We start from the raw sequence: 15,269 nt of genomic DNA on the forward strand, positions 1-15,269 counted from the left end.
TGTGTAAACATAAAAGTTTATGTCTGCGTTATATCTGAGTTATGTCTGCGGAGGCGCACCCAGTCGCTTGTGCTGGATAACTAGCACTAGACGGCTAGGACCGTTCGGCGAGCATCGCCTCAATCGTCTGCGCCACGCCGTCTTCGTCGAAAGGCGGGCAGGTGCGCCCCACCTTCGCAATGAGCGCCGGCTGGCCCGACGCCATGGCGAAGCCCTCCCCCGCCCAGCAGAGCATTTCCGCGTCGTTCGGCATGTCACCGAACGCCATGACCTCGTGCGCCTCAATGCCGTGGCGTGCCGCGAACTTCTCCAGAATCCTGCCCTTGTTCACGGTCTTAGAGCCCATCTCCACAAGCGGCTCACCGACCACGCCGCGAGTCACCGACACCAGCGAACCGACCGCCTGATGCACGCGCGCCTGCAGAATATCCGGGTCCATGCCGGGCACACGAATCAGGTACTTAATGACCGGGGTTGAGCCGATTCGTTCTAGGGAATCGGCAATGCTCGACTCAATAACGCGGGCGCCCTCAAGCACCTCACCGCCGTCGTGCGGGCCCTGAATGTAGACGGTGTCCACGGTTTCGAGGGTGTAGGTGGCGTCGGGGAACATGGGCTCCAGCAGCTCGTGGGTACGGGCAATCACCGCGGGATCAGCGCCGTTGACTTCTTCCACCTCGTTCGCGCCCAGGTGGTACACCACCGCGCCGTTGGAGCAGATGGCGTAGGAGTCGAAGTCGGTCTGCTCACGCAGGGGCGTGAGCCAGCGGCTCGGGCGGCCGGTGACGAAGACGATCTCGATTCCGGCGGCTCGTGCGGCTTCGAGGGCGCGCAGGGTGCGCGGGCGGAACTGGAAGTCGTGCCCGATGAGGGTGCCGTCCAGGTCGCTGGCGATGAGTTTAATCATGCAGTGTTTGCCTTCGGTGATGGGGTGTGTCGGTGCGGGTTAAAGCGCGAGGCTGGTTAGGGCTACGTGCTAAGCTGCCGGTTCCGCGTAGGTGACGGTCAGGAACGCGCGACCCAGGCCGTGACCGAGCAGATTGAAGTTCACGACGGCGGGGGTGGCGTTCTCGTCAATGTCGAGCTTCTCCACGTCCACGGCGGTGACGCAGAAGATGTAGCGGTGCGGGCCGTGACCAGCCGGAGGCGCAGCACCCAGGAAGCCCGCCACGCCGGCGTCGTTGCGGTGCGTCAGGGCGCCGGCGGGTGCATCCGCGCCGGTGTCGATGCTGGTCACCTCGGCAGGAATGTTGGAGACGGTCCAGTGCCAGAAGCCGCTGGGGACCGGCGCATCCGGGTCGAAGCAGGTCAGCACGAAAGACTTGGTTCCCTCGGGGAATCCGCTCCAGGACAGCTGCGGGGAGCGGTCCTGACCACCAGCAATGCCGAAGAGTGCGGAGCGCATCCATTCGGGGGCGGTACCGCCGTCCTGAATGTCGGTGGAGGTCAGGGTAAATTCGGGCAGTTCGGGCAGGCCTGCGTAGGGTTCGCGGGGCAGGGGTGCGGTGCCAATGTTGGTCATGGTGCTCCTCAGCGTTGGGGTGCGGGTGGATATGGCGACGCCGGCGGACAGAGTGAGCTATCCGCCGGCGAGGCATGAATTTTTAGCCGTTGAGTACGGCGTCGAGTTCTTCGCGGGTGGGCGGGTTAGCGCCCGCGCGGGAGACGGTAATGCCGGCTGCGGTTGCGGAGAAACGCAGCAGGTCGGCGATCTCTTCTGCGGTCAGCGCGGCAACCTTGGCACGTGCCTCGGGGCCGGCAATGCCGCGGTCGAGCAGACCCGCGATGAGTGCCGCCATGAGGGAGTCGCCAGCACCGACGGTGTCCGCAACCTCAACGCGGTGTGCGGGCTGGCTGATGCCCTCGGGGTACTTCTTGGTGAAGGCGATGGGGCCGTCTTCGCCGCGGGTGATGACCATCAGCTCTGCGCCGAGGTCGAGCCACGCGCGGGCGGTGTCGTCAAGGGAGCGGTCGGGGTAGAGCCACTGCAGGTCCTCGTCGGATGCCTTCACGACGGTGGAGAGGGACACGAACTTTTCAGCCCATGCGCGGCCCTCGTCAACGTTGTGGATGAGGGTGGGGCGGCAGTTCGGGTCGTAGCTGAGCAGGGCGCTGTCGCGGGCGGCTTCGAAGGCTGCTGCGACCACGTGTGCGCCGGGTTCGAGCATGGCGGCGATGGATCCGGTGTGTACTGCATCGGAGGTGCGTGCCAGTTCGGTGAGCTTTTCTGCGACGGAGTCGAGGGACCAGGTGATGTCGAATTCGTACTCTGCTGCGCCGTCGGCACCGATGGTTGCCTGGGCGACGGAGGTGCGCTCGGCACTGTGCTCGAAGGGCAGGGTCACCTGGGATGCTTCCAGGTGCGCGTCAATGCTCTTGCCGTAGGCGTCGGGGCCGTAGTGGCCGACGAAGTTGGTGGGGTGGCCGAGGCGGCGTGCGCCGACGGCTACGTTCATGGGCGATCCGCCGGGGTAGGCGCGGGTTTCTCCGTCGTGCTGGTGGACGACGTCTACGAGTGCTTCACCGATTACAGTCAACATGGTTTCAATTCTACTCATGTTTGTGCCCTCGTGGCGTGTGTTTTTGTGGGTATTTAAAGTGGTTTTGCTTTCCCTTCTGAGGGCTTGTGTTGGCTTGCCGTGTGGGTTCACAAACTGCCTTCTGTCTCTTCTGACTTTTAGCCTCAATATCGCTAATTTTGAGGGTCTGGAGGGGTTCACACGGGTTAGACTTAAACCGACGCCGGGTCTTAACGCCCGGCACGGTATTGACGCGACAGCATCGTCGCGCCTACCCTCCAACGACGAAGTTAGGAAGAAGGTCATACGTGACGACTGCAACCGCTACCTGGGTTAACCGTGAGGCTACCGCAGAGGAGCTGATCCCCCTCATTGGTAAGCTGCACCGCGAGAACGGCGTGGTGCTGAGCATTCACGGCCGCAGCCTGGTCAACAAGTCTGTCATTGAGCTGCTGAAGCTGCACGATTTCGTATCCCACATTGATGGTGCGCCCCTGAACCCCGCGCACTCTCTCGAGCTGGTTCGTGCTCTGACTGAGCTGAACCTGGGCGCTTGCTCGATTAACATTGCTGCTCTGCACAAGGCACACCGTGAGGCTGGCTCCCCCGAGCTGTCCATGTGGCTGCCCGAGCAGCTGGGTTCCTCCGTGAACCACCAGGGTGACCAGCCGAAGGAGCAGGACGTTGTGCTGTACGGCTTCGGTCGTATTGGCCGCCTGCTGGCCCGCATCCTGCTGGAGCGTTCCTCCTCGCCGCTGGGTTCTGGCCTGAACCTGCGCGCTGTTGTGGTGCGTAAGAACGGTGATAAGGACCTGGTCAAGCGTGCGTCCCTGCTGGAGCGCGACTCGGTTCACGGCCCCTTCAAGGGCGTTATTGAGGTGGACGAGGAGAACAGCACCATCATCGCTAACGGTGTTCCGGTTCGCTTCATCTACTCCTCCGACCCGACCACTGTCGACTACACCGAGTACGGCATCAACGACGCCCTGCTGGTGGACAACACCGGCCGCTGGCGCGACGTTCCGGGCCTTGAGCAGCACCTGAACCGCCCCGGTATTTCTCGTGTTCTGCTGACCGCTCCCGGTAAGGGCGACATGAAGAACATCGTGTTCGGCGTGAACGATGACGTCATCACCGATGAGGACAAGATCCTCTCCGCAGCATCCTGCACCACCAACGCAATTACTCCGGCACTGAAGGTTCTGGATGACGCATACGGTGTTGAGCGCGGCCACGTTGAGACCGTTCACGCGTTCACCAACGATCAGAACCTGATCGACAACTTCCACAAGGGTGACCGCCGCGGCCGCTCCGCTGTGCTGAACATGGTCATCACCGAGACCGGTGCGGCGAAGGCTGTTTCGAAGGCTCTGCCACAGCTGGAGGGCAAGCTGACCGGTAACGCTATCCGCGTTCCCACCCCGGATGTCTCCATGGCAATCCTGAACGTGAAGCTGACCAAACCCGCAGGTTCCGCTGAGGAGCTGAACGAGCTGTTCCGCCGCGAGTCCATTGACGGTGCTCTGCGCCGCCAGGTGGGCTACTCGGATTCCCCCGAGGCTGTTTCCACCGACTTCGTGGGCTCCCGCACCGCGGGTGTTGTGGACTCGCTGGCTACCGTGGTGACCGATGACTCCGCGATTGTCTACGTCTGGTACGACAACGAGTTCGGTTACTCCTGCCAGGTGATTCGCGTTCTGGAGCGTATGGGCGGTTACGACGTGCCCTCCTACCCCGCTAAGTAAGCTACCCCAGCTCATCTAGCACACATATAACGAACCCACCGGTACATATAGCCATTTGGCTATATTGCCGGTGGGTTTGTTTATGAGGTTATACAGACTGGCAGTACACTCACAGGCGGTACTGCGCGAGCGGCGATTTACGCCTTACGGCGGTACAACACACCCTGATGCGCCCGCAGCGTGAAGCTCGAGGGCACCGGGCGATTTGCCGCATCCACCAGACCGGAGGGAACCTTCACGGTCACATCCTTCGAGCCGGTGTTCAGGGCAGCCCAACCGCGCGTAAAGGCACGAGTCTGAGCGGTCTTCTGAGCAATAATGCCACCGACCGGATCCCCCAGATCGTAGGAAAGCTCCGGGGCGTGCGGAATCTCGTCGTAGGCGTCGTGGTGGGTTGCGCTGATGCCGGTGAAGGCGCCTCCACCAAACACCCAGAAGCCCGCCAAACCGTACAGGAAATTCTCATCCGTACCGGTAATAGCAGCCTTGCGGTCGCTAAGCGGGGTACGCAGAATCGTCACCTTCTTCTGCGAGGCTGCGCTACGGCCACCCAGACCCGCAAAAGTAGCACCCAGGTTCACGTCGCCCGCCGAGCCGTTCGCAATCTCACGACCCTGCATCACGGCATACGGCGAAGACAGGTAGTCGTTCGGACCCCAGCCGAGCCACACCTCCTCAAAGCCGCCACCGTAGGCGCTGTGACGCTCCCACTTGCCGTAACGCAGACGAGACTCAGCAATATTGGGCACCAGAATCTTGCCGATCTTATTGAGCTCAATACCAGCATACGCAACCAGAAAATCCAGGTGCTCACGGATCTTCGTCATGGACTCCACACCCTGGATGGGCAGGTCCAGACCGTAGTAGTCGTTCTCGATGTCGTTATCCGCCATGACCCCGTCGAAGGGTGAGTCGCGCATTTCGCGCACCACAGCGTCCACCCAGTGCCAACGATAGTCGGCGTTCCACACCTGCATCTGGAAGTGCTTGGGGTAGCCCTTCCACTCGATACGGTCGCCGTTGAGGCGGTGGGCGAAGAAATCCTTACCGGAGTTCGCCATCGACTGCGCCAGCGGGTAAGAGACACCCGAAGAATAGATCGGGCCGGGCTCATAAGAGCGGGTGGAGGACAGGCACTTGTACGCCAGCACCACCATTTGAGGTGCACGCTTCTTCAGATAGCGTGCCGCGTCCAGTTCCCAGGGCTGCAGGATTGCGACAGAGTAGTTCTTGACCGCAAAATCAAGCTGCTGCTGGGTAATGGGCTTACCGCCGTAGCGGACCCAGGCACCAAATTTGCCGGGTCCGCCCAAGCGGGTGAGTTTATTCGCCATCGTACTCCGGGTCGAATTCGGGGGCGCGAGGGGGCAGCTTGCCCAGCTCGCGGTAGATCGTGTTGTAGCGGTCCATGACCAGTCGCAGCTGGAAGAAGCTGACGATACGGTCGTAGGCGTTCACACAGTAGCGTTCGTAGATGCTGGGCTCCTCCATGAGGGTGCGCAGCGCCGCCGCGAAGCCGTGAATATCGCCGGGGATGGTCAAGATACCGCAGTTACCGATTTCGTGGCCATCGGGGGCGACCAGCACATCGTCGATGAGCTGGGACATACCGCCCACGTCGGTGCTGACCAGCGGGATGGATGCAGCCATCGCCTCGAGCGCCACAATCGGCTGACCCTCATTGTAGCTGGGCATGAGCAGCAGGTCGAAGCGGTCGAGCATCGCACGCACGTTCACGGTGCCGTGGAAGGTGATGTACTCGCCCATGTTGAGCTCTTCGATGGTACGCAGGCACAGTTCGTAGTACTCGGGCAGGTGGTCCTTGGGGCCGAGCACGTCCAGGTGGAAGTTCACCAGACCCTGATCACGTAGCACCGCGAGGGAGCGAATCAGGTCGGTCAGGCCCTTAATGGGCACCACGCGGGCGATGAACACGAAGCGCCACACGTGGCCGCGGCCCTCAGCGAGGATGCGGGCACGCGCCGACTGGCGGGCGTAGTAGGCTTCCGCCACGGACTCGATGAGCATACCGTTGGGCAGAATGATTGCGCGGTCCTTCTCACCCTCGTTCATCTGGTCGATGGGCGCGCCAATACCGCGTGCCTCTTCCAGAGCCTTGGGGTACAGGTAGGTTGCCATGTCGGCGCTGGGGTAGCAGAAGCGTCCCATTTCGACGAACCAGACGGACCAGGCACGCTCATCGAGGGTGACCGGGCCCAGGCCGGGGTGCTCACGCTCCTCGTTGAGGAAGGCGTAGTCGGTGGTGACGGGCTTCGCCATGTTGCGTTCGAGCTTGGTGTTCACGGTGTCGCGAATGTACAGGTTGTGCTCGGTCAGCAGGAAGCTGGTGCCGTGGTCACGTGCGGCTGCGGCGGCGATGAGTGCCGCGTAGCCGGTGGTGTGGGCGTGGTAGACGCGGGCGTGCGGCATCCGCTCGTGCAGGATTGCAAAGAGGATGGAGACGAAGTCGCGCACCTTCCAGAAGAGCTCGCCGAAGGGCACCTCGGAGAAGAAGCCCAGACCCGCAATCGCCTGCATGAACTCGCGGGTTCCGAAGAGGCCGAAGAGGTTGTAGCTGCGGGTTGCGGGGTTGATGCCCTCGTCGTAGAGCTTCCAGAGGGGGTTCACGTCGCCGGCGATGAGGGCGCTGAATCCGTCCATGAGGCGCTGGGTGAGTGCCTGACGCTCCGCAAAGTTCATGCGCAGTGCGGAGGGGTCGCAGGCTTCCGCGAAGGCGTCGCGGTTAACTTCCAGGCTCAGGTACAGCACCTTGACCCACTTGACGTTCTCGGGCATGCCGTAGAGGTCTTCGTGGGGGGAGTTCTTATCCCAGGCGATGTGAATAATGCCGTAGGTCAGATCCGGGTTTTCGCAGACGATATCGTGCACCACCGCAGACACACCACCCTTGAGGTAGGGGTAGGTGGATTCCATGATGATGGCGACGTCAACGTCCGGGTATTCGGGGTCGCTGTAGTGGGGGCCGGGAGCCGGAAGCTGCAGCGGCGCGTAGTGGTTTCGGTACATCTGTTCAGTCATTGTCGTATGTGTCTTTCGCGGACCGTGCGGTTCTTACCAGGCGAGGGCTCGACGCCAGAAGAGGGAGTACTCGGGTGCAGCCCACGCCTGACGGTAGACGCGGTAGCATGCGAAGGCGAGCACTGTCTCGCCCACGATGATGGGCAGGTAGCCGGTCTCGTTGGGCAGAATCATGAAGGAGATGAAGAGCAGCACCAGGTGCGCTGCGGAGAGCAGCTGCACGGTGACGTACATGGTCATGTACTCGATCTGGTAAACCAGCAGTGCCACTGCAACGAAGAGGAACGCCACGACCAGGCCGGAGAGCGCCAGCGGGTAGGACTGCGGCAGGAAGATGAACATCAGGATGCCGGTGACGATAGCGCTGGCGATGTAAATCAGCAGGGAGTTACGGATAGCGTGGTTGGAGGTGCGCAGAGCCTTCGAAGACTCCGCCTGAACACCCTTGTAGGGCAGGCGGTCGAAGATGGTCCACAGGTGCTGGATGCTTGCGTTGACGCGGTCTGCTTCCACCACGAAGAAGTAGTTGTAGGCGATAACGCAGGGGATCAGGCTCAGGTAGATTGCCACGACGTTGATTTCACCGCCGGTGACCAGGAAGAGCATGTACTTATCAGCCCAGATGATGGAGCCGGTGAAGAAGCCGCGCAGGGCGTCGAGCGCAATGTCCTTGAGCGGGATGCGCGCGAAGTGCAGCAGGTGCACCAGGTCCTTACCGAGGCTCACCAACAGGATGAGCGAACCAACCAGCGGCGGCAGGAACCAGATGATGGGATAGCAGTACAGGGCAAGAGTGTAGCCAAGCCACGCGATGAACCAGATGATGCGGTTCTTCGCGAGGTTCGGGATGACCAGCAGCTGCGCGAACGCAATGTTGAGAACGCCCAGGACGAAGAACGCACCGAATGCAGTCGGGCTCCAGTGCAGAACGAGGGCGACCGGAATTGCGAAGAGCAGCACCAGCGGCATGGTCATGAAGAAGAGATAGAGCCAGTTGCGGGTGAACGCGGTCAGGTCGGTAATGTCCTGGAACTGCGGCTCGGACATGCGTGCGCGTACGGCTCGTGCTTCGGCACGCTTGAGCTGGTGCTCAAGGGTTTCAGCGTGAATACGCAGGCCTTCGCGGGCGTCCGCAATCTTCTTGTGCTCCATCTGGATAGCACGGTAAAGGGGCAGGCAGGCTGCCTGGCTGAGCCAAGGAACGGTAATGGACGCTGCCAGAATCACCTGGATCAGGGGTACACCATCGAGGTTGTACCGGTTAATCGTCGGGGTGACCATGGGGAAGATGGTGGTCAGCAGGGCGACCGGAGAGACGTAAAGCAGAAAGTTAATGAGGAGGCGCCATGCGCTGTTGCTTTTTTCCTCAGTACCGTGGTTGGTAGACAATCTTGCAGACTTTCAGTCGATAATCGTAAAGATTAGGGGCAGTGTGTTTTAACAGCACCGTGTGACGTGCCAGGGGAAAGAGTCGTCGTACCGAGAAGTGCCGGGTCCCCGTGGCTTGCGCTGATGCCGCCGTGAATCAATATACGGCATATATCAACTAAAACCTTTGGTTTCTTTAACCCTCTACTTGATATTTGAGGGGATTTAGGACACATCCACATAATGTGCGTCACACAAGAATGTAAAACACCTAGTGAGAGCAATATTCTGTGCAATATGCGCAGGGTGCAACAATCTTGATTTGGGTGCTCCACGCTAGGTGCTGACGCGCTGGTACACCGGCAAAAGATTCACCCGACCAAGGATCCCCCGCACCACCTGTGCACGCACCATGTGTCCCTACGCAAAAGCATCCCGGCCCCTCCAACCGGGAGGGAACCGGGATGCTCTAAGCGACCCTAACGGGCCTTAGCTATTTAGGATGCACTCGAGAGAGTACGCAGTGCCACGGACACTACAGCCAGACGCGGGTGACCGGTGACGTCCAGAGCGGCCTCACCAATCTCCTTCAGGATGCGGTCAATGTTACCCACGCGGGTCGGGTGCTCTTCAATCCAGGTAGCCAGTGCCTTCTGTGCACCGTCCACGGTGGAGAAGTCACCCTTCGCGCCCTCTGCCACGGACAGTGCCAGACCTGCAGCGGTCTCGTAGAGGCTGCCGCGCAGTGCCTGACGTGCCAGGATCTCCCAGCGGTCGCTGCGGGGCAGGTCGGAGATGAGGCCGAGCAGTTCGTCCACCTTGAAGCGGTCGTAGGTTGCGAAGTAGACCGGTGCCAGCGAGGTTGCTTCGAAATCGTGGTCGCGTGCCGAACGGATAACGTCCATCAGGGCGTAGCCCTCGAAGCCGCGAATCCAGATGACGATGAGCTCCTCGGGCAGGCCCCATGCCTCGCCTGCATCGCGCTTTGCACGAACACGCTCACGGGAGGTGCCGGAGAGGTACTCGGGCAGGTTGTGGCGCATCTCGACGACGGAACCGAAGGTTTCCAGCAGCTCAGAGATGGTGGTACCAGCAACCACGCCACGCTCGGTGATGAACCAGCGGACAGCACGATCCAGAACGCGCTGGTTGTCGCGCAGAACGGTGAACCATGCATCCAGCGGGGTCTTCGGGGGCAGTTCGCGGTGCAGCTTAGCTGCGGTGCCCAGCTCGAAGAGCTCACGAGCGACGATGAAGGCACGTGCGACGGAATCGATACCGACGTTGAACTCCTCCATCACGCGGTATGCGAAGGTGATACCGCCGATGTTGACCAGCTCGTTAGCGACGCGGGTGCAGATGATTTCCTTGCGCAGCGGGTGCGAGTCCAGGTGCTGACCGAAGCGCTCAACCAGTGCTGCCGGGAAGTAGCTACGCAGAACGCCTTCCAGGTAGGGGTCGTCCGCGAAGTCGGTCTGCTCCAGTGCGTGGGTGAGGTAAATCTTCACGTACGCAGCCAGAACGGACAGCTCGGGGCGGGTCAGGCGGTCGCCGGTGGTCTCCAGACGCTCGTCCAGCTCCTCGTCGGTGGGCAGGAACTCGACGGCGCGGTTCAGGCCGGCGTGCTCTTCCAGGTCGTGCATGAGGCGCTTGTACAGGTTGGTACCCAGGAAGGAGCCGTGGAACTCACCCTGCAGCAGGACGTTCTGCTCAACGTTGGTCTCGAGGACCTTGCCGCCGACCTCGTCCTGCAGGGACTCGATGAAGGAAGCACGCTCTTCAACGGGCAGTTCGCCGCGTGCCACGAGGCGGTCCACCAGAATCTTGATGTTGACCTCACGGTCACTGGTTTCCACACCTGCGGAGTTGTCGATTGCGTCGGTGTTGAGGATAACGCCGTTGAGCGCAGCCTCAATACGACCCAGCTGGGTGAAGCCGAGGTTACCGCCCTCGCCAACAATCTTGGCGCGCAGGTCCTTGCCGTTGACGCGCAGTGCGTCGTTAGCCTTGTCGCCAACCTGTGCGTTGGTCTCGGTGGAAGCCTTCACGTAGGTACCGATACCGCCGTTGTAAATCAGGTCGACCGGTGCCTTGAGGATTGCGGAAATCAGCTCGGTCGGTGCCAGCTCGGTGACGGACTCATCCAGGCCCAGAACCTCGCGCACCTCGGGGGTGATCTCGATGGACTTCAGACCGCGAGAGTACACGCCACCACCGGCGGAAATCAGGTCGCGGTTGTAGTCCTGCCAGGAGGAACGGGGCAGGTTGTACAGGCGCTGACGCTCGTCGAAGGACACTGCCGCGTTCGGGTTCGGGTCCAGGAAGATGTCGCGGTGGTCGAATGCTGCGACCAGGCGGGTTGCCTTGGAGCGGAGCAGACCGTTACCGAACACGTCACCGGACATGTCGCCAATGCCGACTGCGGTGAACTCTTCGGTCTGAGCGTCGTGGCCGAGCTCAGCGAAGTGACGCTTGACGGACTCCCATGCACCGCGTGCGGTGATGCCCATAGCCTTGTGGTCGTAACCGACGGAGCCGCCGGATGCGAAGGCGTCGCCCAGCCAGAAGCCGCGCTCCAGGCTGATTGCGTTTGCGGTGTCGGAGAATGCTGCGGTGCCCTTATCCGCTGCAACCACCAGGTAGTAGTCGTCAGCGTCGCGTGCTACAACACCTTCGGGGCGGACAACGGTCTCGGAGCCGTCGGTGCCCACTGCGAGGTTGTCGGTGACATCCAGCAGGGAGCCGATGAAGACCTTGTAGGACTCGCGGCCCTCGGTGATCCATGCGTCACGATCCACTGCGGGGTCGGGCAGCTGCTTGGGGTAGAAGCCACCCTTCGCGCCGGTGGGGATAATGACGGCGTTCTTCACCATCTGGGCCTTGACCAGGCCGAGCACCTCGGTGCGGAAGTCGTCACGGCGATCCGACCAGCGCAGGCCACCACGTGCAACGCTACCGAAGCGCAGGTGAACACCCTCAACGCGCGGGGAGTAGACGAAAATCTCGAACTTGGGGCGGGGCAGGGGTGCGAAGTCGATCTCCTGCGGTGCCACCTTGAACGCGAGTGCGGGGCGGTCAGCAAGGTATGCGTTGGTGCGCAGGATAGCGCGGATAACCTTGCCGAGGGAGCGCAGGTAGCGGTCAGCGTCCAGGGTGGGGATCTGGTTCAGTTCCTCAACCAGGGCTGCTTCGATTTCGTCACGGCGTGCGTTGCGCTGCTCATCGTTGAGACCGTTGTTCGGGTCGAAGCTGACCTCGAAGAACTCGACCAGGTGCTTGGTGATGGCCGGGTTTGCGAGCAGGGTGTTCGACATGAAGGACGGGGTGTAGCCCAGGCCCAGCTGAATCAGGTAGTGGTTCAGGGCACGGAACAGACGTACTTCCTGCCAGGTCAGGCCCTCAGCCAGGATCAGGCGGTCCAGGGTATCGGACTCGCGCTCACCGAGCAGGTAGGCGTTCAGGGCGTCCTCGTAAAGGGAAGCCACAGCGTTTGCGTCCACGCCCTCGGGGAATTCAACTCCGAAGTCGTAGAGGTAACCGTAGTCTTCGCCATCCTCAGGCTTGAACTCGTAGGGCTTCTGATCAACAACGACCAGGCCCATATTCTGCATAACCGGCAGAAGCTCGGTGAGGGTGTGAGGTGCGGACAGGTAGGTCTTCAGTCGGGTGGTGTTGGCTTCGCCGGCTTCAACCTTGATTGCGGCGGGCTTCTGGCCCGAGAGAGATTCAAGAATCACGATATCCTCGATTGCTTGTTCTACTGTGTAATCGGCTCGGTAGGCTGCACTAGTCGCATCTGCCCAGGCTGATGCGAGTCGGCGGCCTTCCGCTCCGGGTTTCCATGCCTCAATAGCAGCTGCGGTTGCTTCCACCCAGGAGCGGGCGGCTTCTTGCAGTCGCTTTTCGAGAGCTTGATGATCCGTCTTCGGCACATCGTTGGGGTTCGTGAGCCGAATGCGGAAAAATAGACGCGCCAACGATGAGGAGGACAGGTACACCTCATGGTCGATGGCACTCAAATCAAATTCCTGTCGGAACACCTGCTGAATGCGGGAGCACACGTTCGTGTTGTAGCGATCCCGAGGCAGGTACACCACGGCGGAAATAAACCGGTTGAACCGGTCAGCGCGCAGGAACAGGCGGGTCTTGCGACGCTCCTCCAGACCCATAATGCCGCCGAAAGTATCGGTCAAATCATTGGCGGAAGCGTGCAACAGTTCCAGGCGGGGGTAATCCTCCAAGGCACCCAGAAGCGCCTTGTCAGAGTAAGAACCGGGGTGGTAGCCAAGGCGGCGGCGCACCATCGCGATACGCTCACGCACCAGCGGAGTCTCAATAGCGGGCAGCGCATACGCCTGGCGGGTGAACAGACCCAGGATGACGTACTCGCCAATCACGCGGCCATTCAGGTCGAAGCGGCGCACACCAACGTAGTCCAGGTAGTCGTTGCGTGCGACGGTGGAGCGGGAGTTCGCCTTCGTGATGTACAGCGGGCGCGGGAACAGAGCGCGCTCCAGGGTCTCACCCGAGAGCGGAATGCGGCTCTTACCCTCCGTGGTGCGCAGAATACCGAGCGCCGAACCGGGGCGGTCCACCAGAGAAATAGCGCCGGAGGAGCCGTCCAGTACGCGCTCCTTCACGCCCATGAACACAAAGTTGCCCCGGGTGAGCCAGCGCAGGAAGTCCTGTGCCACCTCCACACGGGAGGCAGGCTCCACGCCGCGCGGGTTAGCGGCGTAGGACTCTTCACCGTGGCCCAGGGTTGCGCCACGCAGGTCGTACATGGACTGCGCCAGGTCGAAAACGCGGGTGACCATGGCGTCCAGGTCGGTGTGGCAGGCGCGAACGTCAGCGAGCACGCGCTCAACTTCCTTCTCGCAGCGGCGCTGATCTTCCTCAGTGAGGTAGCGGGTCAGGCGGACCGCAATCCAGGACTCAATAGCGACCGTGGTGCCTTCGGGGGCGTTATCGCTGAGCTTGAGGGAGGGCACGCCAAGAGTGGCGGTATCGCCGCTGGCAAGGTTGCCGCGCATGCCGGTGCCACGCAGGCTCAGGAGGTTACCATCCGGGCTGCGTTCGGCAAGGAAAGTGGGGTGAAGAATCGTAACGAAACCACCAAAGTGCGCGGCGAGGCATGCGGTCAGGGAGCTGACAATGTGCGGCATGTCGTCAGTCGCGACGTACAGGGTGGTGTTGTACTCGTCGTTGCGCGCAGCAACGACAGGGGTCTTGGGCAGGCGGATTTGAGCCAGCGCACGGTGGGTGCGAGCCAAATCCTCTAACTCTGCCGGGGTGAACTCTTCACGCTCATCTTCGGGGCTGTTCAGGAAATACTGCTCGACCCATGCATCGGCGCCAGCGAAGTGTGCCATAGCCTTGTCAGTCATTGACAATCTATCCTCCGAATATCGGTATCACTTCACTGTGACGGTGTCTGTGTGGTCTCATGTGCGCGCCGTGGCGCGCGAGCACTTATACCAAGCTTATACCTTCGAGGTGTTTCTGTCAGACATATCGCTCTTGTGGGCATAGAAATTATTTTTATCTTCTTCCCAAATCCAGCGCGCATTTGGTACGGGTTCAAGAAAGTAGGTGCATCTTGAGGGGTGGACACGTACAGTGAAACTATGAGTTTGCGTACTGAATCTTTCCTGGTGGGCCTCATTGGTGACGGCATCACCTCCTCACTGACCCCTCCCATGCACGAGGCAGAGGCGGACGCGCACGGCGTGCGCTACCTGTACCGCCCCGTCGACCTGGACGCCCTGAACCTGGACGGCGCCTCCGCCCCAGCGCTTCTGGATGCGGCGGCACTGCTCGGTTTTAACGCTTTCAACATCACGCACCCGTGCAAGCAGTCTGTCATGGAGCACCTGCACGAACTCTCGGATGCGGCACGCGCCCTGGGCGCGGTCAATTGCGTGGTGATTGGCGAGGACGGCAGCTTCTACGGCGATAACACGGACTATTCGGGGTTCATTGCGGGGCTGAAGCGCGGCCTGCCGCAGGTGGCGGAGGATCCGGCGCGCCTGGAGCACGTGGTGCAGCTGGGTGCCGGCGGTGCCGGTAGCGCCACGGCGTACGCGCTGTGCCGCCTGGGGGTGCGCCGACTGAGCCTCTTCGAGCGTGACGCGGCGAAGGCGCAGGGGCTGGCGGAGCAGCTGAGCGGGCTCTTCCCGCAGACCCGAATCGAGGTGCTAACCGAGGATGAGCCGTTGATTGAAGCTCTACTGGAAGCTCAGGGTTTGGTGAACGCAACCCCGGTGGGTATGCACGTGCATCCGGGTATGCCGTTGAGCGAGTCGGCGCTGGATGCCGGGGTGCTTCGCGAGGGTCTGTGGGTTGCGGACGTCATCTACCTGCCGCAGGAAACACAGCTGGTACAGGCAGCGCGTGCCGCCGGGTGCGAGGTGCTAACGGGCGGCTACATGGCGGTCGGTCAGGCGGTGGATGCGTTCCGCCTCTTCACCGGGCTGGAACCGAATGCAGAGCGCATGGCGACTCATTTTGAGGCGCTGATTGCAGCACAGCAGGGGGTTTAGAAGGTTAAACACGCAGGTGGGGCTGGATAGCTAGCTATCCAGCCCCACCTGTATTT

At 61.5% G+C, this 15,269-nt stretch carries 9 protein-coding genes; 2 read left to right on the forward strand and 7 right to left on the reverse strand.

The annotated features are described in order from the left end of the window. Positions 1-94: 94 nt before the first annotated feature. From RWL87_RS05455 to RWL87_RS05465, 3 genes are all read right to left on the reverse strand, one after another. On the reverse strand, positions 95-907 hold the full coding sequence (locus RWL87_RS05455; protein ID WP_313969175.1) for an HAD family hydrolase: 813 nt from the start codon (positions 905-907) through the stop codon (positions 95-97). 69 nt (positions 908-976) lie between these two features. Then, positions 977-1,522 carry a YbhB/YbcL family Raf kinase inhibitor-like protein gene (locus RWL87_RS05460; protein ID WP_294642412.1) on the reverse strand — a complete coding sequence of 182 codons (546 nt, stop codon included), beginning with the start codon at positions 1,520-1,522 and terminating at the stop codon, positions 977-979. A gap of 82 nt (positions 1,523-1,604) precedes the next feature. Next, on the reverse strand, positions 1,605-2,540 hold the full coding sequence (locus RWL87_RS05465) for a carbohydrate kinase (RefSeq protein ID WP_313969176.1): 936 nt from the start codon (positions 2,538-2,540) through the stop codon (positions 1,605-1,607). Between the two features lie 287 nt (positions 2,541-2,827). On the opposite strand from RWL87_RS05465, the gene RWL87_RS05470 reads away from it, so the two are divergent. Further along, entirely contained in the window at positions 2,828-4,264 is a 1,437-nt protein-coding gene (locus tag RWL87_RS05470) for a glyceraldehyde-3-phosphate dehydrogenase (protein ID WP_313969177.1), read from the forward strand. 137 nt (positions 4,265-4,401) lie between these two features. Here RWL87_RS05470 and RWL87_RS05475 read toward each other — a convergent pair whose 3' ends face one another. The 4 genes from RWL87_RS05475 to RWL87_RS05490 all read right to left on the reverse strand — a co-directional run bounded on the left by RWL87_RS05475 (position 4,402) and on the right by RWL87_RS05490 (position 14,058). Beyond that, positions 4,402-5,598: a putative glycoside hydrolase family 15 protein gene (locus tag RWL87_RS05475; protein WP_313969178.1), complete on the reverse strand. Its 1,197-nt coding sequence runs from the start codon at positions 5,596-5,598 to the stop codon at positions 4,402-4,404. Next, positions 5,588-7,303, reverse strand: a complete 1,716-nt coding sequence (pelF, locus tag RWL87_RS05480; protein WP_049357506.1) for a GT4 family glycosyltransferase PelF — start codon at positions 7,301-7,303, stop codon at positions 5,588-5,590. The genes RWL87_RS05475 and pelF overlap by 11 nt, the downstream gene beginning before the upstream one ends. A 33-nt stretch (positions 7,304-7,336) precedes the next feature. After that, the gene (locus tag RWL87_RS05485) at positions 7,337-8,692 is read right to left on the reverse strand and encodes a hypothetical protein (protein ID WP_313969179.1); all 1,356 of its coding nucleotides are present in this window, start codon (positions 8,690-8,692) and stop codon (positions 7,337-7,339) included. 476 nt (positions 8,693-9,168) lie between these two features. Then, positions 9,169-14,058 carry an NAD-glutamate dehydrogenase gene (locus tag RWL87_RS05490; RefSeq protein WP_313969180.1) on the reverse strand — a complete coding sequence of 1,630 codons (4,890 nt, stop codon included), beginning with the start codon at positions 14,056-14,058 and terminating at the stop codon, positions 9,169-9,171. 240 nt (positions 14,059-14,298) lie between these two features. Between RWL87_RS05490 and RWL87_RS05495 the strand changes: the two genes are divergently transcribed. Next, positions 14,299-15,213, forward strand: coding sequence for a shikimate dehydrogenase (locus RWL87_RS05495; protein WP_313969181.1), 915 nt, complete (start codon positions 14,299-14,301; stop codon positions 15,211-15,213). Positions 15,214-15,269 lie beyond the last annotated feature (56 nt).

Source organism: uncultured Rothia sp., from assembly GCF_963555405.1.
Lineage (GTDB): Bacteria > Actinomycetota > Actinomycetes > Actinomycetales > Micrococcaceae > Rothia.

Excerpts from the sequence above, each read along its gene's own strand:
- RWL87_RS05455 (WP_313969175.1), bottom strand. The coding sequence starts at position 907 with ATGATTAAACTCATCGCCAGCGACCTGGACGGCACCCTCATCGGGCAC.
- RWL87_RS05460 (WP_294642412.1), bottom strand. The coding sequence starts at position 1,522 with ATGACCAACATTGGCACCGCACCCCTGCCCCGCGAACCCTACGCAGGC.
- RWL87_RS05465 (WP_313969176.1), bottom strand. The coding sequence starts at position 2,540 with ATGTTGACTGTAATCGGTGAAGCACTCGTAGACGTCGTCCACCAGCAC.
- RWL87_RS05475 (WP_313969178.1), bottom strand. The coding sequence starts at position 5,598 with ATGGCGAATAAACTCACCCGCTTGGGCGGACCCGGCAAATTTGGTGCC.
- pelF (WP_049357506.1), bottom strand. The coding sequence starts at position 7,303 with ATGACTGAACAGATGTACCGAAACCACTACGCGCCGCTGCAGCTTCCG.
- RWL87_RS05490 (WP_313969180.1), bottom strand. The coding sequence starts at position 14,058 with ATGACTGACAAGGCTATGGCACACTTCGCTGGCGCCGATGCATGGGTC.
- RWL87_RS05495 (WP_313969181.1), top strand. The coding sequence starts at position 14,299 with ATGAGTTTGCGTACTGAATCTTTCCTGGTGGGCCTCATTGGTGACGGC.